The following is a 16636-nucleotide window of genomic DNA, read 5'->3' on the forward strand; positions in this document are numbered from 1 at the left end:
TCACCTTGCCTTTGGGCGGCATCGGAATTAACTCGATGCCAGCCCAAAGGAGAGCGCGATGAAGGCCCCCGCTGATTGCCATTCGATGCAAGACCTTCGGGTGCAGATTGATCTTCTGGACGCGGAAATCGTGGCAAAACTGGCGGCGCGGGCGGCTTACATTGACCGTGCCATCGCCTTGAAACAGATCGAATTGCTGCCTGCCCGGATTGAAGATCGGGTCGAGCAGGTGGTTGAAAGGGTGCGGGCGCGGGCCTTGGTCGAAGGCTTGGACCCAGCGCTGACAGAAGACCTTTGGCGGCGGCTGATCGAATGGTCGATTGCCCGAGAGGAACAGGTTCTGGGGCCGGTTAGCCCCTGAGAGGGCGGTATGACGGCGACGCTGATTGACGGAAAAGCCATCGCGGCGCGGATGCGGGGCGAGACTTTGCTGGAAGCGCAGGCTTTGACGGATGCGGGCTGGACGCCAAAGCTGGTGTCGATTTCCGTGGGGGATGTGGCGGCGGCGGAGTTGTATGTTCGCAACCAGAAACGCCAAGCGCAGGATGCGGGCGTCGGTTTTGAGGCGCGAAATTATCCGGAAAGCATTTCGCTGGAACAGCTTACCGGTGTGTTGGCGGGGTTGAACGCTGATCCCCGCGTCAATGGCATCATCATCCAGCGGCCCCTGCCCGCGCATATCCCGGTGAAGGCGCTGCAAAAAGCGGTGCATCCGTTGAAGGATGTGGAGGGGATGCACCCGGCCTCGATCGGCAATATCGTCTACAATGACTTGGCGCTTGGCCCGTGCACGGCAGTCGCTGCCGTCGAAATCCTGAAAACCCTGCCGCTGACGCTGGAAGGCTTGGATGTCTGCGTCATTGGTCACAGTGAAATCGTCGGCAAACCAATCGCTTTCCTGATGATGGGGCTGGGGGCGACTGTGACCGTCTGCCACCACATGACCCGTCAAGTCGCCGTGCACAGCCGCGCCGCCGATGCGGTGTTTGTCGCGGTTGGCAAGCCGGGCCTTGTCACCGGAGCGATGCTGAAACCCGGCTCGGCTTTGATCGACATTGGCATCAACCGCGTCGATGGCAAAACCGTCGGTGACGCTGATTTTGAAAGCTGCTCGAAGGTCGCGGGCTGGATCACCCCGGTTCCCGGCGGTGTTGGCCCGGTGACCGTCGCCACATTGATGAAAAACGCCGTTCTGGCGACCCGGATGCAAATGGACCATTATCGCAGCGCCTTCGCGGCCGCGAGTTAAGGGAGACACAAGATGACCGCTACAGTGATCGACGGCAAAGCCTTCGCTGCCAAAGTCCGCGCGCAGGTGCAGGCGCATGTCGCCAAATTGCTTGAAAGCCATGGCATCCAGCCGGGCCTTGCGGTGGTTCTGGTCGGCGAAGATCCGGCATCGCAGGTTTATGTGCGCAACAAGCACGCTTCGACCATTGAAGTCGGCATGGCATCTTTCGAACATCGCCTGCCCGCCGACACTTCGGAAGCCGATCTGCTGGCGCTGGTCAACAGCCTGAACGCTGATCCGAAAGTTCATGCCATTCTTGTGCAGTTGCCGCTGCCGGCTCATCTGAATTCCGAACTGATCATCAACACGATTGACCCGGCCAAGGATGTCGATGGCTTTCATATTTCCAACGTCGGCCTTCTGGGCACTGGTCAGAAAAGCATGGTGCCCTGCACGCCGCTTGGTTGCCTGATGATGCTGCGCGACCATCACGGCAGCTTGGCGGGTCTGAACGCAGTGGTGGTGGGCCGCTCGAACATCGTCGGCAAACCGATGGCGCAACTGCTGCTGGGCGATAGCTGCACCGTGACGATTGCCCACAGCCGCACCAAGGATCTCGCCGCCGTTTGCCGGGGTGCGGATATTCTGGTGGCCGCCGTGGGCCGCGCGGAAATGATCACCGGAGATTACGTCAAGCCCGGTGCCACGGTGATCGACGTTGGCATCAATCGCATTGAGCGCGATGGCAAAAACAAGCTGGTCGGCGATGTGCACTACGAATCAGCCGCCAAAGTGGCGGGCGCGATCACCCCGGTTCCGGGCGGCGTTGGCCCGATGACCATCGCTTGCCTGCTGGCAAATGCCCTTACGGCATGTTGCCGCGCCAATGGCCTGCCCGAACCCGAGGGGTTGACCGCCTGAGGCCCATCAGAGCGTTTTTAAAACGCAGCAGTTATCCATTTGAATAATTGAAATGATTGCAAGACCTTAAACCAGTCGCTAAGTATTGTCGCAGTAACCAGTAACGCGCCAGAGGCACATGTCGGCCTTCGCCCACAGATTTAAGCAAGAAATAAGCTCAGGCGTGTCCCTTATGTTTTGGGCAGGCCTGATGCTGTTTGTCGCGATGACCGGGCCGTTTGGCACCTACGCCAGCCATAGTTTTGGCCAGCGTTTGCTGGCTGTAGCCCCCCTGCTGCTGGCGTTTATGCTGTTAGGCATGGCGATCCGCGCACTGGTGTTCAGCACGCTGCCGCGGTGGCGGTTTCGCTGGGTTTCGGCGTTGAACGCGGGCCTTGCCAGCCTGATCATCGCGCCGATGCTGGATCATTTTTTGCACCAGATCCCGCCGACCGACACCGTCATCTATCCGCGTTTCGGTGAGTTGCTGCTGCTGGTGTTTTCGCTGTCACTGGGGCTTGCGTCGCTGCGCCGCATGGTCGCATCAGACTTTGACCCGCCGCCTGCGCCGCAGGCTACGTCCGCGTCAGAACCCGAAGCCCGGACTCTGCCCAGGCTGCTGCAAAGGCTGGATGTCGCGGCCCCCTGTGATCTGTGGTCGATTTCGGTGCGCGATCACTATGTTGACGTGCAGACCAGTTCTGGCATCACCAGCCTGCTTATGCGGTTCAGCGATGCGATGGCCGAGACTGGCCCGGTGGAGGGCGCGCAAATCCACCGCTCGCATTGGGTGGCGTGGGAGGCGGTACAAGGGGTCGAGCGCGATGGCGTCAAGCTGTTCGTGGTGCTGAAGGGCGGTAGCCGTCTGCCGGTGTCGAAAAACCACCGTGAAAAACTGGCGGCGCGCGGCTTGCTGTAGCGGCTGCTGCGTGTCCGGGTTTGATAGAAACACGCTTATCGAAAAGACGCGTTCGAGCATCTGCGAGAGGCCGCGATTTTTTGATGCACTCCAAACCTGACACGCTTTAGCGCGGCATGGGCAGGGGCAGAGCGGTTTTGCCGATCGCCACAGCCAAGGCTTGCGGCTGCATCAGGGTGGCGAGGGTCGGGTCATGGCTCCACAACCCACCCGTGTAGCTGCCATAGGCGGGCAGGATCACCCGCAGTTGGTCCAGCAAAAAGCAGCGCCGCACTTGGCCCGCCAGCCGCAGCTTTGGGTGAAAATGGCCTGAAATCTCGGGTGTGTGCGTCGTGGCGATATGGCGAAACGCCAGCGGCCCGATCTGCAGTTCCGCCCGGTGACTGCCGCCCAAAGCAAACGGACCCGCGTCATGGTTGCCTTCAATCCAGACCCAATCGCGCCCCGCCATCAACCGGGTCAGCCACAGCTGATCGGCGGGGTCCATTGCTTCGGCGGCGCGCAGATCATCGAAGCTGTCGCCCAAACAGATCACCACCCGCGCGCCCGTCGCCTCCAGATCACCGTCTAAACGTTGCAAGGTGTCGCGAGTCTCAAACGGCGGCAGCAATGCCCCGCCGCGCCGCGCAAGGCGTTCTGATTTGCCGAAATGCAGATCCGACACCACCAACAGCCGTTCGGCAGGCCAATGCAACGCGCCCGAGGGCAGGGCGTGCAGATCCGCCGAAGATAGGGAAAACCGATACATGCGGCAGCTTTGCCGCAGGCTTCCGCGCTTGGCAAGACCGCGCCGCCTCCCGTGGCAACGCCAGCGCGCGGGCTCTATGCCCGCCAAGCTGGCCCCCGTTGTCAGGTCAACCCGGCATCGCGCATCAGCTGTGCCGCCGCATCTTCCGCCAATCGCTCGCGGCCCCTACCGTCAACCGGAACCTTGCCCATCTCTAAAAACAGCGGTGCTGCCAGCGGCGAGGGGCGCTCCAGCCGGACATGGTCAATCCGGTCGCCGATCCGTTCCAGCATTGCCTCCAGCCGTCCGAAATCAATCAAGCCCCGCATCGCCTCAGCGCGGGTGATCGCCAGCATCAGATGACCCGCATCATATTTGCGCAACGTGTCGTAGAGGATATCGCTGGAAAAAGTGGCCTGCCGCCCGGATTTGCGCCGGCCCTGATGGCTGCGCTCGATCAGCCCGGCGATGATCGCGACATTGCGGAAGGTGCGCTTCATCACCGCATTGCCGCCCAGCCAACCTTCCAGATCAGCACGCAAGCTGGCACGGTCAAGCAACGCCGCCGGATCAAGCACCTCTGTCAGCCCCCAGATCATCGTGGCATAATCGGTGGCGACAAAGCCCAGTGGATGCAGCCCCTGATCCTCCATGCGTTTGGTCAGCAAAAGCCCCAAGGTCTGCTGCGCATTGCGTCCCGCAAAGCCATACAAAACCAGATGCTGCCGCGCCTCATAGCCAAAGGTTTCCACCAACAACCGCCCCGGCTGCGGCAGCTGCGAGACCTCGCGCTGCAAGGCCAGCCACTGCGCGGTGTGGGAGGGCAGATCGGGCCAGTCCCCCTGCTGGAAAATCTGCAAAATCCGCTCGGACAGCTGCGTCGAGGTGGCAAATTTCGTCCCCGAGAACACCGCCACTTTCGGATCACGCCCCGGTTGCCGCGTCACCTCTACCGTCATCTCGCGCAACCCATCATAGCGCACCACTTGGCCGCCGATCAAAAAGGTGTCGCCGGAGGTCAGGGTGCTGGCGAAACTTTCCTCAATCTCGCCCAAAGGTGTGCCGCCCATCCGCCCCTTCAGCCGCACCTTCAGGGTTTCGGTGTCGATGATCGTGCCAAGATTCTGCCGGATCACCGCTGCGGCACGCGGGTCACGCAAAGACCATTTGCCATCGCGGATCATCAACCGCTGCCACTTGTCATAAGCGCGCAAAGCGTAGCCGCCCGTGGCGACAAAATCCAAACAGCTGTCGAACTCCGCCCGCGAAAGTCCCGCATAGGGCCCGGCAGTGATCACCTCTGCATACAGCGCATCCGCGTCGAACGGGACCGAGCAGGCGCTGGCAAGGATATGCTGGCACAAAACGTCCAACGGCCCCGGCCCGCGCGGATCACCATCCAACTGATGCGCTTTCACCGCTTGAAGGGCCGCCTGACATTCCACCACTTCAAAGCGATTGGCAGGCACCAGCAGCGCCTTCGAGGGCGCGTTATAGCGGTGATTGGCCCGGCCAATGCGCTGCACCAGACGCTTGACGTTTTTGGGCGCGCCGACCTGAATCACCAGATCAACATCGCCCCAGTCTATCCCGAGATCAAGGCTGCCGGTGCAGACAATTGCCCGCAGGCGACCGTCGACCATCGCCTGCTCCACCCGGTCGCGCTGTTCCCGCGACAGGCTGCCGTGATGGATGCCAATTGGCAAATCTTCGGTATTCAGCAGCCACAACCGATGAAAGAAAATCTCGGCTTGTGCGCGGGTGTTGTGAAAGATCAGCGTGGTTTTGTGGCGCTTCACCTGCTCCAGAATCGCCGGAATCGCATAATGGGCGCCATTGCCCGCCCAAGGCGGCGGCTGTTGCGTGATCAGCATCGAAATATCAGGGTCGGGGCCGGGATCGGCCTGCATGACCTGCGTGTCCGCCCCAAGGAATGCCGCCAGCGCCGGAGGGTCTTCCACCGTTGCCGACAATCCGACCCGCCGCAACCCCGGCGCCAAGCTCTCCAACCGCGACAGTTGCAGCATCAGCTGATCGCCGCGTTTGCTTTCGGCAAGGGCGTGAATTTCATCGACAATCACGCGGGACAGCCCGGCGAAAATCCGTGGCGCATCCTCATAGCTAAGCAGCAGCGCAAGGCTTTCCGGCGTGGTCAACAGGATATGCGGCGGATCGGCGCGCTGCCTGCGGCGCTGGGTGTAGGTGGTATCGCCGGTGCGATCTTCAATGCGAATGGGCAGGCCCGCACCCTCGACCGGGCGGCGCAAATTCCGCCGAATATCTGCCGTCAGCGCTTTCAACGGCGAGATATACAGCGTGTGCAATCCCTTATGCGAACCCGCTGCCAGTTCCGCTAAACTTGGCAGGAACCCCGCGAGGGTCTTCCCCCCCCCCGTCGGCGCGATCAGCAGGGTTGAGGCATCCGTCGCCCGCTTCAACATCGCCACCTGATGCGGATGCAGCGCCCAGCCTTGGGCGGCAAACCATTCACTGAGGGCGGCGGGCAATTCCATCCCCGCAAGCTAGGGCGCGCAGGTGCTAAGGAAAACCCTCTGCCTGCTTAACAATTTCATCTTGGCCTAAATACTCCCGCCGGAGGCTTCCACCGCCGCCACAATGTCGCGGATGGGCTTGCTGCCGCCGTCCTCACAGCCTAAGCAATCTCCATGAAAATACTGTTTTTAGGCGATGTGATGGGGCGGGCAGGGCGGGCAGCGATTGTGGATCGCCTGCCAAGCTTGCGCCGTGATTGGGGACTCGATTTTGTCGTGGTCAATGGCGAGAACGCATCTCAGGGCGCGGGTCTTACGGCGGAACACGCACGGCTGTTGCTGAGTGCAGGCGCGGATTGCCTGACCTTGGGCGATCATGCCTTCGATCAAAAAGACATGCTGCAATACATCGAAGCCGAACCCCGGATCATCCGGCCGTTGAACTTCTCCAAGGTCGCTCCGGGGCGGGGTGTGAAGATCTTTGACGCCACGCAGGGGCGCAAGGTTCTGGTGACTCAGGTGCTGGGGCAGGTGTTCATGAAGCGCCCGTTTGACGATCCGTTTTCTGCTGTCGAAACCATCCTGAAAACCCATCGCCTTGGCGCAGCAGTGCAGGCAGCGGTGGTGGATGTCCACGCCGAAGCCACATCCGAGAAGATGGCGATGGGGCATTGGTGCGACGGGCAGGCGTCGTTGGTGGTCGGCACCCATACCCATGTGCCAACGGGTGATGCGCAAATTCTGGCCGGCGGCACGGCCTATATGACCGATGCTGGGATGTGCGGCGATTACAACTCGGTGATCGGGATGGAAAAGCTGGAGCCTTTGCGCCGCTTCATCACCGGCATGTCGAGCGCGCGGTTTACCCCCGCCGAAGGCCCCGCCACGTTGTCGGGGGCCTATGTCGAAACCGATGATCGCACGGGCAAAGCCTTGAAAATCAAGATGATCCGCAATGGCGGCACCTTAGAGCAATCCAACCCGTGAGTGCGGTGCCGCTTCATGCCCAAGCCGCACCAAAACGCGGGCATCTGCTGCTGATCCTGCTCTGTCTTGGTCTTGGTTGGGGTATGACGCAGCCATTGGGCAAGATCGCGGCCAGTACGGGGCATCAGCCGTTCGGGTTGATCTTCTGGCAACTTATTGTTTGCACCTTCGTGCTGGGGTCACTGACTTTGCTGCGCGGCAAGCGGCTGTCGCTGCGCCCCGAGGCTTTGCAGTTTTACGTCGTTGTCGCGGTGCTTGGCACGCTGGTTCCAAATGCCACCTTCTACATCTCGGTTGCCCGTCTGCCTTCGGGGATCATGTCAATTCTGATCTCGATGGTGCCGCTTCTGGCGTTTCCCATGGCGATGGCGCTTGGGATGGACAATTTCTCGCCGCGCCGTTTGGTGGGTCTGGGGCTTGGCCTTGCCGGCGTGCTGTTGATCGCCTTGCCCAACGCCAGTCTTCCCGATCCGGCGATGGCGGCGTTTTTGCCGATTGCGATGATTGGCCCGCTGTTTTACGCGATGGAAAGCACCTATGTCGCAAAAACTGGCACCGCCGGGATGGATGCACTGCAAGCGATGTTTGGCGCGTCACTGGTGGGATTGATCCTGTGCACGCCGATCATGCTGGCGCTTGGTCATGGCTTTGCCATGCCCCTGCCGCCCGGGCGCGCCGAATGGGCGCTGATCGCTTCTTCCGCGATGCATGCGCTGCTGTATTCCGCTTTCGTCTGGCTGGCGGCGAAAGCCGGCGCGGTGTTTGCGTCGCAATGCAGCTATATCGTCACTGCATCCGGCGTGATCTGGGCGATGCTGCTGTTGGGCGAACGCTTTAGCCCTTGGGTCTGGGCGGCGGCTTGCGTGATGTTGGCGGGCCTTAGCCTTGTGCAGCCGAAACTGCGGCACCAAACCCTGCAACCGTTGAACGAATAGGCTTGATTTGCAGGCGGGGTTGCACCTGCAGGGCAGGCTGGTGTATGGCAATCCAACACCTGAATTAGGGATCGGAGACGGGTCATGGCAGGCCATTCAAAATGGGCGAACATTCAGCACCGCAAGGGCAAGCAGGATAAACTCCGCTCAAAAATGTTTTCAAAGCTGGCGAAGGAAATCACCGTTGCCGCCAAGATGGGGATGCCCGACGTCGACATGAACCCACGTCTGCGGCTGGCGGTGAAAGCGGCAAAATCCGTGTCGATGCCGAAAGACGTGATCGACCGCGCGATCAAGAAAAGCCAGATGGGCGATGGTGCCGATTACACCGAAATCCGCTACGAAGGTTACGGCGTGAATGGCATCGCCATTATGGTTGAGGCGATGACCGACAACCTGAACCGCACCGCGTCAAATGTGCGCAGCTATTTCAGCAAATGCGGCGGCAATCTGGGGCAGACCGGTTCGGTTTCGCATGGTTTCGACCGTATGGGTGAAATCTCATATCCCGCCTCGGCTGGCTCTGCCGATGATGTGATGATGGCCGCTTTGGATGCGGGTGCCGATGATGTCGAATCCGATGAAGATGGCCACTGGATCTATTGCTCGGTTGAGGCTTTGAACGAGGTCTCCGACGCTTTGGAGAAAGCCTTGGGCGAGTCGCTGGAATCCAAGCTGATTTGGAAAGCGCAAGTGCTGACCGAGGTGGATCTGGATACTGCCACCAAACTGATGCGGCTTATCGACATGCTGGAAGAGGATGACGATGTGCAAACCGTCACCCATAACTTCGATATGTCGGAAGAAGTGGCGGCACAGCTGGAATAAGCGAGCGGTGGGGTGGAACCCCACCCTACGCCATCAACAGAGCCGGGTGATCGCCAAAACACCAAATCAACTAGGGGCTGTTGACGTTCAGGATTCCCAAATCACCTGACTTTTGATTCAAGGTTGCAAACAGAGGAGCGCAGCCTTGATGCGAAGGGTTTTGAACGATGGCCAGTGGGCAACAGTTGAGCCGTATTGCCTTGGGAAGTCATCCGATCCGGGACAAACCGGGCGTGACCCCCGGCTGTTTGTGGAAGCGGTCTTATGCATTGTGCGCACCGGGGCGCAGTGGCGAGAGTTGCCGGAAGAGTTTGGCAAGTGGAACTCTGTCTTCAGGCGGTTCCGCAGATGGGTCAACGCGGATGTGTTCTATAATATGTTCAGAGTGTTAGCCGCAGACGCCGACCTAGAATATGCCGTGGTTCCCTCTCGGTGAATGTTCCATTCACCTGCCGGGCAACGGATAGTACCATCGTCAAAGTCCACCGCTTGGGTCAGGGTGCAAAAGGGGGCCTCATTGCGAGGCCATCGGCCGCTCTCGCGGCGGCATAACGACGAATATACTGGCTCTGACGGACGCCCTCGGTAACCTCGTCGACTTTCGCCTGATGCCGGGACAAGCCCACGATATACGCGAGACCGACACGCTGATCTGCGGCCTGACAGCCTGACACCTGCTGGCCCCCTTTCATGGTTTGAAAACAAACCATTGCCGGGCAACGGACAGGGCCTTTGATGCGGACTGGTTGCGCACTGACCTGAAGGAACGCGGTATCATTGCTGTCATCCCACCAAAATCGAACCGAAAGCTCCCATCTGTGTTCGACAAGGAAACCTACAAATGGCGACATCTGATCGAAAACTACTTCGGAAAATTGAAGGAAAACAGAGGAATAGAGATCCGCGCCTGCAAGACAGACCAGCGCTTCACAGCCTTCATAGCAACCCTCATTCAAATACGGTGAACGTCAACAGCCCCTAATTAAATAAATACTTAGTGGCGGATCAACAGGGTGCGTGCGGTCTCCTCCAGCGCTTTCAGGCGTTGCGAGATGGTCGAGGGGGTGGCATGCAATTCGGCTGCGGCAAGATCAAACGAGCCGCGACGATGCACGGCGGCGAGGGCGGCGAGTTTGGCGGGATCGAACAGTAGCCGGGCTTATCTGATTGGAGACTTATTAACTTGAGTGAAGTCGTGACAGGCTGCTAGGTCAAGTCGAAACCGGAGGATGTGATGGCGGGTGAGGCGGATTTGGCGGTATTGCTGCGGTCGATGCAGCCGGAGTTGCATGCGGCGGCTTATGGATATGCGGTGACCGACAGGGCCGTGGTTGGGGTGTTTGCGCAAGTGGCTGAGGCCGAGGGCATGACGGTAATTGCGACGATTCAGGTTCTTCAGGCGCATGGGATCGTGGTGGAACCCGCTTGGGCGCGGATCAGTTTGACGGTGCATTCTGATCTGGCGGCGGTGGGGTTGACGGCGGCGATTGCGCAGGCTTTGGCGGCGACAGGGATCAGCGCCAATGTGGTGGCGGGGTTTTACCATGATCATGTGTTTGTGCCTTGGGAGCGGCGTTTGGATGCAATGGCGGCGCTGCGGGGGCTGAGCGATGCTTGAAGCGGCGGTTCAGGGCTATTTGGTGTCACTCAGCCTGATTTTGGCGATTGGGGCGCAGAATGCATTCGTGTTGCGGCAAGGTTTGCGGCGCGAGCATGTTGGCGTGGTGGTGCTGGCTTGCGCTATTTCTGATGCGATTTTGATCGCGCTGGGGGTGACGGGGTTTGGCGTGGTTTCGGCCTCGGTGCCGTGGATTGGCGAGGCGATGCGCTGGGGTGGGGTGGTTTTCCTGCTGGTGTATGGCGGCTTGCGGTTCAAGGCGGCCTTGGCGGGGGGCGAGGCGCTGAAACCGGGTGATGGCGCAGCAACCAGCGTGTCAAAAGTGCTGACGACGGTGTTGGTGCTGACTTGGGCCAATCCGCATGTTTATCTGGATACTGTGGTGTTGCTGGGTTCGATCTCGGCGCAGTATCCGGGGCATCGCTTGGCGTTTGGGGTGGCGGCGGCTTGCGGCAGTTTTAGTTTCTTCACGGCTTTGGGCTATGGGGCACGGTTGCTGGCCCCAGTGTTTGCCAATCCCAAGGCTTGGGTGGTGTTGGAGATTATCGTTGGTGCCACGATGTGGGCCATCGCGCTTGGGCTTGCCTTTGGCGGTTAGGCTTGGTTCTGTCGGCAGATGAAAATGACCGATCTGGGACGACCCCGCGAGGGGATGATGTGGATGGTGCTATCGGGGCTTTCCTTTGTGGGGGTCAACGGCATCGTGCGCTATCTCGGCACGGATTTGCCTGCCGCGCAGTCGGCTTTTTTGCGCTTTGCCTTCGGGGTGCTGCTGTTGGCTCCGGTGCTGCCGGGACTGGCGCGGGGGATGAGCGGCCAGGTGCTGCGGCTGTTTGCGTGGCGCGGGGTGATGCACACCATTGCGGTGCTGTTCTGGTTCTATGCGATGGCGCGGATTCCCGTCGCCCATGCCACGGCGATTGGCTATCTTAATCCGGTTTTGATGCTGATCGCCGGGGCGGTGATTTTGCATGAGAAGTTCTCTACCCGGCGGATCATTGCGGTGGCGGTGGCTTTGGCGGGAGCGCTAATAGTGCTGCGGCCGGGGGTGCAGGCGCTGAATATCGGGCATCTGAGTCAGATCGGGGCTTCGGTGTTCTTCTGTGCAAGTTATTTGTTTGCCAAAAGGTTAACGGCGCTGGCCAGTGCTTCGGTGATTGTGGCGATGATGTCTGTGACGGTGACGATTGGGCTGGCCCCCTTGGCGTGGTGGGTGTGGGTTCCGGTCAGTTGGGCGCAACTGGGCTGGCTTGCGATTGTCGCGGGCTGTGCCACCTCGGGGCATTACTGCATGACACGGGCGTTCCGGGCCGCACCCTTTACCGTGACGCAGCCGGTGACCTTTCTGTCGCTGGTCTGGGCCACGGCATTGGGCGCGATTGTGTTCGATGAGGCGGTGGATGTTTTCGTGCTGCTCGGCGGGGCGATGATCATCGGGGCGATTACTTTTGTGACGTGGCGGGATGCGGTAGACGCCTCCGCCTTACAGGGCGACTGACCACCGCGCGCTCTGGTGCGGCGGTATTAAGGGGTTTTTCATAGCTTCTGCCTCCAAGAGCGTTTTGCGGAGGTTTATATGCCCGACACATCGACAATCCTGTCGCTGCCCATGATCCAACCCGCGCAAGCGCAAAAACATGTGACGCATAACGAAGCCGTGCGGCTGCTCGATTTGATGGTGCAGCTTTCGGTTAAGGCGCGGGCTTTGAGCGTGCCGCCCGTCAGCCCAGTGCTGGGTGACCGCTATATCGTGCCTGCGGAGGCGAGCGGGGCTTGGGCGGGGCAGGCGGGGAAGATTGCACTGTTCGAGACCGGGGTGTGGCAGTTTTTCACGCCACTGGCGGGCTGGCAGGCCTATGTTGTCGCCGAAGCGGCGATGGCGATTTTCAACGGTACGGCTTGGCTGGCTTTGACCGACGGACCGCTTTCGGTGGGACAGCTTGGTGTGTCAGCGACGCCGGATGCGAGCAATCGGCTGGCGGTGTCCTCACCTGCATCGCTGTTCGATCATGCGGGCGCTGGGCATCTGATGAAGCTGAACAAGGCCAGTGCAACGGACAGCGCCAGCGTGGCGTTTCAAACCGGATATTCCAGCCGGGCTTTGCTGGGCACGCAAGGCTCGGATGATTTCAGCCTGAAAGTCTCATCGGATGGGGCCAGTTTTCTGGATGCCGTGACGGTGGCGGCAGGCACGGGCTATGTGGCGCTGCCGCAGGGAGTGCTGGCGAGCGGGTTCACCTTGCGCGATCCGGCTGATCCGACCAAGCGGGCGACTTTTTCGCTGGCATCTGTGACGACGGCCACGACGCGCAGTTATACCTTGCCGAACGCCAACACAGAATTGGCGGGGCTTGCGGTGACGCAGACCTTCACCGGGGCGAAGACGTTTTCGGGTGGGTTGACGGTGAGCGGAGCCACGGCGAGTCTTGGCACCTCAACCGCGAACAGCACCTATAGCGTCGGTGGTGGAGCGACGGCATCGGGCAACACCTCGACGATCAGTCTGGGCACCGGCGGGGTGAGTGGTTCGACCACAGTGGTCAATATCGGATCGAGCGTGGCGGGGGCGCTGGGCACAACGGTGATCAACTCGCCCAGCGTCAGCTTTGCGGCCAGCGTCACCAGCATTGCGGCCCCTGCGGCGGCGGTCACGGCCGATAAGCTGGGTCTGGGCGGCGCTACCCCCGACGCGACCAACCGCCTGTCTGTCAATGCAGCCGCGACGCTGTTGAACCATGCCGGGGCCGGGCATCAGGTTAAGCTGAACAAGGCTGGGGCCGCAGATACCGCCAGCCTGACGTTTCAGACCGGGTTTTCTGGGCGGGCCGAGATGGGCACCACCGGCTCGGATGATTTCGCGATCAAGGTCAGCCCGGACGGATCGACATTTTACACTGCGATGACGGTGGGGCGGGCGACGGGGCAGGCCACGCTGCCGCAGGTGCTGAATTTGGGTGGTCAGGCGGCGGACCCTGCCAGCCCGGTGAATGGCATGGTCTGGCTGAATACCACCTCGGGGCAGGTCAAGGTGCGCAGTGCGGGGGTCAGCCAAGCGATCAGCGCCGGGATCAGTGACGGTGCCAAGGGGGATGTCATCGTCTCGGGTGGCGGCACGGTCTGGGCGCTGGCGGCTCCAGCAAAATACGGCGTGCAGGTCGCGCTGAACCAACAAGCATTTATTAACTAGGAGAGCGGCAATGCCCGGCAATACTTCCCCGATTTTCTCAAGAGTGGCCCGTGTGGAATGGGCGGGCGGCATTACCGCCGCCAATACCGCCAAGGATGGCACTGGCACCGTGGATACGGTGTTCACGGCGGATGCGACGAATGGATCTTATCTGCAAAAATTGGGGGTGCGCCCGAAAGGCACCAATGTGGCCTCGGTGCTGCGGGTGTTTTTGAACAACGGCGTGACCAATGCCACCGCCGGCAATAATGTGCTGATTGCCGAGTTGTCGCTGCCTGCGACCACGCTTTCCGAAGTGGCGGCTTTGTCGGGCAACGAGTTGCCGCTGAACATCCCGGTGCCGCCCGGCTACCGCGTGCAGGTCACGTTGGGAACGGCAGTGGCGGGCGGCTATGCGGTGGTGGGCTTTGGGGGGGATTACTGATGAGTTTTCCGTATTTCCTGCCGCGAGAAGCAGGACAGACAAGGCGGTTTGATCCTGCGGGTGCTGCGGGCCAGTGGCACAGCTATACGGTGCCGCTGGGCGCTGTGCTGCTGGAGATATTGCTGGTCGGTGGCGGTGGCGGTGGCGGCGCTGGTTTTGCGGCGGCAGCGGCTGCGGCGCGCGGCGGCGGCGGCGGTGGTGGGGGTGGGGCGGTGTCGCGTATCGTGGTGGCGGCGGCTTTGCTGCCGGGGACGCTGTTCGTCTCGGCGGGCGCGGGTGGTGCGAGTGGGGTGGCGGGTGGGGCTTCGAGTGTCGGTGTCACCCCGGTGGCGACGGTGGCGAGCAACTTGGTCAGCGCCAATGGTGGCAGTGCGGGCGGCACAGGGACTGGTGCTGCGGTGGGCGCTGCGGGGGCTGCGGGGACCATCACCACCGGCGGGGCCTATTCGGCGCTGGGCAGCTTTGTCAGCATCGCGGGCCAAGCGGGTGGTGCGGGTGGGGCTGTGGCGGGTGGCACCGGCACAGCGGTGGCGTTTGGCGGCGTCAATGTTTTCATCACAGGCGGCGCGGGGGGCGCGGGGGCAACCTCGGCTGATTTCGCGGGCGGCGCGTTGAATGGGGCTGGGCTGTGCCCGACGCTTGCAGGCGGTGCGGCGGGCAGCAACAACGGTGCGGCGGGCTATGAGCTGTGGCTGCCGCCAACCTTCTCGGGTGGTTCGGGCGGTGGGGCCTCGAACACTGCTGCGGGCGGGACGGGTGGCGCGGGCGCGCGCGGCTCGGGCGGCGGCGGCGGCGGGGCTGGCGTTACCGCAGGTCAGGGTGGGCGCGGCGGCGACGGCTTTGTGCTGATCACCTGCATTTCCTAAGCTGCGGCGCAGTTATCGGGTCGGGGGGGCAAACCTTCCGGCCTTTTGCATGGCTCGCGATTTTTCGCTTGGTTTTCCACGCTTTGATTGTTCGCGTATTTGACACAGTGCCCCGCTCTGCCTAAGACAAGACTGGAACAGCCAGGAGCGTTTGGCATGAAGATTGCGATGATCGGAACCGGCTATGTCGGCTTGGTTTCGGGCGTGTGTTTCTCGGATTTCGGGCATGAGGTGATTTGCGTCGACAAAGACCCCGGCAAGATCGAGCGGTTGCGTGCGGGTGAAGTGCCGATTTTTGAGCCGGGGCTTGAGGTGTTGATGGCCAAGAACGTCGCCGCCGGGCGGTTGTCGTTCACGCTGGATCTGGCCGAGGCGGTGGCGGGCGCGGAGGCGGTGTTTATCGCGGTGGGTACGCCCACACGGCGCGGTGACGGCCATGCGGATCTGACCTATGTGATGACCGCAGCGGAAGAAATTGGCCGCGCGTTGACCGGTTACGCGGTGATCGTCACCAAATCGACGGTGCCTGTGGGGACCAACCGGAAGGTGGCCGAGGCGGTGGCTGCGGCCAACCCGGATGCCAAGTTCGACGTGGCCTCAAACCCGGAATTCCTGCGCGAAGGCGCTGCGATTGACGATTTCATGCGGCCTGATCGGGTCGTGGTGGGGGTCGAATCCAAGCGGGCGCGCAAAGTGATGGCGGATATTTACCGCCCGCTGTTTTTGCGCGAATTTCCGGTGGTGTACACGGGGCTGGAATCCGCCGAGATGATCAAATACGCGGCCAATGCGTTTCTGGCCACCAAGATCACCTTCATCAACGAAATCGCGGCTTTGTGCGAGAAGGTCGGCGCGGATATCAAGGATGTGTCGAAAGGCATGGGGATGGATGGCCGCATCGGCAACAAGTTCCTGCACGCGGGCCCGGGCTATGGTGGGTCGTGTTTTCCGAAAGATACTATGGCTTTGGCCCGTATTGGTCAGGATCATGCCGTGCCGATGCAGATCACCGAGACGGTGATCAAGGTCAACAATGAAATCAAACGCCGGATGATCGACAAGCTTGTCGATCTGTGTGACGGCAGCCTGAACGGCAAGACCATCGCGGTGCTGGGCGTCACCTTCAAGCCCAACACCGATGACATGCGCGACGCGCCCAGCCTGACCATCGTGCCCGCTTTGGTGGGCGGTGGGGCCAAGGTGCGTGTGGTTGACCCCCAAGGCCAGCGCGAGGGTGAGGCGCTGTTGCCGGGGGTGAAATGGGTCGAAAGCCCGTATCAGGCGGCGCATGGCGCTGATCTGGTGGTGCTGCTGACCGAGTGGAATGAGTTCCGCGCCTTGGATCTTGCGAAGCTGGCGAAGAAGATGGTCACGCCGCGGATGGCCGATCTGCGCAACATCTACTCGCTGGAAGAAGCTACCGAGGCCGGGTTTGAAACCTATGTCGCGGTGGGGCGCTGAACCAAGGGCTATGATTTAAGCTTTGCTCGGGCGTCAGGCTCTGGCAAAGCTTTGGTGTGAG

Annotated in this window: 17 protein-coding genes and 1 pseudogene; 15 read left to right on the top strand and 3 right to left on the bottom strand. The window is 61.2% G+C overall.

What is annotated here, in order from left to right; genetic code table 11:
• Positions 1-58: 58 nt before the first annotated feature.
• The 4 genes from Q7V03_RS16475 to Q7V03_RS16490 all read left to right on the top strand — a co-directional run bounded on the left by Q7V03_RS16475 (position 59) and on the right by Q7V03_RS16490 (position 3050).
• Positions 59-361 carry a chorismate mutase gene (locus tag Q7V03_RS16475; protein ID WP_304926687.1) on the top strand — a complete coding sequence of 101 codons (303 nt, stop codon included), beginning with the start codon at positions 59-61 and terminating at the stop codon, positions 359-361.
• Between the two features lie 9 nt (positions 362-370).
• Positions 371-1249: a bifunctional 5,10-methylenetetrahydrofolate dehydrogenase/5,10-methenyltetrahydrofolate cyclohydrolase gene (locus Q7V03_RS16480; protein WP_304926688.1), complete on the top strand. Its 879-nt coding sequence runs from the start codon at positions 371-373 to the stop codon at positions 1247-1249.
• A 12-nt stretch (positions 1250-1261) separates the two neighbouring features.
• On the top strand, positions 1262-2152 hold the full coding sequence (folD, locus tag Q7V03_RS16485; RefSeq protein ID WP_304926689.1) for a bifunctional methylenetetrahydrofolate dehydrogenase/methenyltetrahydrofolate cyclohydrolase FolD: 891 nt from the start codon (positions 1262-1264) through the stop codon (positions 2150-2152).
• A 172-nt stretch (positions 2153-2324) separates the two neighbouring features.
• A complete protein-coding gene (locus Q7V03_RS16490) occupies positions 2325-3050 on the top strand; it encodes a LytTR family DNA-binding domain-containing protein (RefSeq protein WP_304926735.1) in 726 nt (241 codons plus the stop codon).
• Positions 3051-3156: 106 nt separating this feature from the next.
• Here the strand turns inward: Q7V03_RS16490 and pdeM are convergent, their stop codons facing one another.
• Both pdeM and Q7V03_RS16500 read right to left on the bottom strand, forming a co-directional pair.
• On the bottom strand, positions 3157-3798 hold the full coding sequence (gene pdeM, locus Q7V03_RS16495) for a ligase-associated DNA damage response endonuclease PdeM (protein ID WP_304926690.1): 642 nt from the start codon (positions 3796-3798) through the stop codon (positions 3157-3159).
• A gap of 101 nt (positions 3799-3899) precedes the next feature.
• Positions 3900-6290 carry a ligase-associated DNA damage response DEXH box helicase gene (locus Q7V03_RS16500; protein WP_304926691.1) on the bottom strand — a complete coding sequence of 797 codons (2391 nt, stop codon included), beginning with the start codon at positions 6288-6290 and terminating at the stop codon, positions 3900-3902.
• Positions 6291-6443: 153 nt separating this feature from the next.
• On the opposite strand from Q7V03_RS16500, the gene Q7V03_RS16505 reads away from it, so the two are divergent.
• The 4 genes and pseudogenes from Q7V03_RS16505 to Q7V03_RS16520 all read left to right on the top strand — a co-directional run bounded on the left by Q7V03_RS16505 (position 6444) and on the right by Q7V03_RS16520 (position 9984).
• Entirely contained in the window at positions 6444-7256 is an 813-nt protein-coding gene (locus Q7V03_RS16505; RefSeq protein WP_304926692.1) for a TIGR00282 family metallophosphoesterase, read from the top strand.
• Between the two features lie 5 nt (positions 7257-7261).
• Positions 7262-8191 carry a DMT family transporter gene (locus Q7V03_RS16510; RefSeq protein WP_304926693.1) on the top strand — a complete coding sequence of 310 codons (930 nt, stop codon included), beginning with the start codon at positions 7262-7264 and terminating at the stop codon, positions 8189-8191.
• 84 nt (positions 8192-8275) lie between these two features.
• A complete protein-coding gene (locus Q7V03_RS16515; protein ID WP_304926694.1) occupies positions 8276-9019 on the top strand; it encodes a YebC/PmpR family DNA-binding transcriptional regulator in 744 nt (247 codons plus the stop codon).
• Between the two features lie 145 nt (positions 9020-9164).
• Positions 9165-9984 (top strand): annotated as a pseudogene (locus Q7V03_RS16520) (IS5 family transposase).
• Between the two features lie 29 nt (positions 9985-10013).
• On the opposite strand, the gene Q7V03_RS16525 reads toward Q7V03_RS16520, so the two are convergent.
• Positions 10014-10169: a LysR family transcriptional regulator gene (locus Q7V03_RS16525; RefSeq protein WP_370651153.1), complete on the bottom strand. Its 156-nt coding sequence runs from the start codon at positions 10167-10169 to the stop codon at positions 10014-10016.
• 84 nt (positions 10170-10253) lie between these two features.
• Between Q7V03_RS16525 and Q7V03_RS16530 the strand changes: the two genes are divergently transcribed.
• The 7 genes from Q7V03_RS16530 (at position 10254) to Q7V03_RS16560 (ending at position 16575) form a co-directional block, all read left to right on the top strand.
• Positions 10254-10637, top strand: a complete 384-nt coding sequence (locus Q7V03_RS16530; RefSeq protein ID WP_304926695.1) for an ACT domain-containing protein — start codon at positions 10254-10256, stop codon at positions 10635-10637.
• A complete protein-coding gene (locus tag Q7V03_RS16535) occupies positions 10630-11235 on the top strand; it encodes a LysE/ArgO family amino acid transporter (protein ID WP_304926696.1) in 606 nt (201 codons plus the stop codon). The genes Q7V03_RS16530 and Q7V03_RS16535 overlap by 8 nt, the downstream gene beginning before the upstream one ends.
• An 18-nt stretch (positions 11236-11253) precedes the next feature.
• Positions 11254-12135, top strand: a complete 882-nt coding sequence (locus Q7V03_RS16540; RefSeq protein ID WP_370651152.1) for a DMT family transporter — start codon at positions 11254-11256, stop codon at positions 12133-12135.
• 78 nt (positions 12136-12213) lie between these two features.
• Complete coding sequence (locus Q7V03_RS16545) at positions 12214-13824, top strand: DUF2793 domain-containing protein (protein WP_304926698.1); 1611 nt, start codon at positions 12214-12216, stop codon at positions 13822-13824.
• A gap of 10 nt (positions 13825-13834) precedes the next feature.
• Positions 13835-14248 (top strand): hypothetical protein, encoded by a 414-nt coding sequence (locus tag Q7V03_RS16550; protein WP_304926699.1) that lies wholly within the window; start codon positions 13835-13837, stop codon positions 14246-14248.
• Positions 14248-15114 carry a glycine-rich domain-containing protein gene (locus tag Q7V03_RS16555; protein ID WP_304926700.1) on the top strand — a complete coding sequence of 289 codons (867 nt, stop codon included), beginning with the start codon at positions 14248-14250 and terminating at the stop codon, positions 15112-15114. The genes Q7V03_RS16550 and Q7V03_RS16555 overlap by 1 nt, the downstream gene beginning before the upstream one ends.
• 156 nt (positions 15115-15270) lie before the next feature.
• Complete coding sequence (locus tag Q7V03_RS16560) at positions 15271-16575, top strand: UDP-glucose/GDP-mannose dehydrogenase family protein (protein WP_304926701.1); 1305 nt, start codon at positions 15271-15273, stop codon at positions 16573-16575.
• The last annotated feature ends 61 nt before the right edge of the window (positions 16576-16636 follow it).

Origin of the sequence: Cypionkella sp., assembly GCF_030652235.1 — a bacterium.
Lineage (GTDB): Bacteria > Pseudomonadota > Alphaproteobacteria > Rhodobacterales > Rhodobacteraceae > Cypionkella.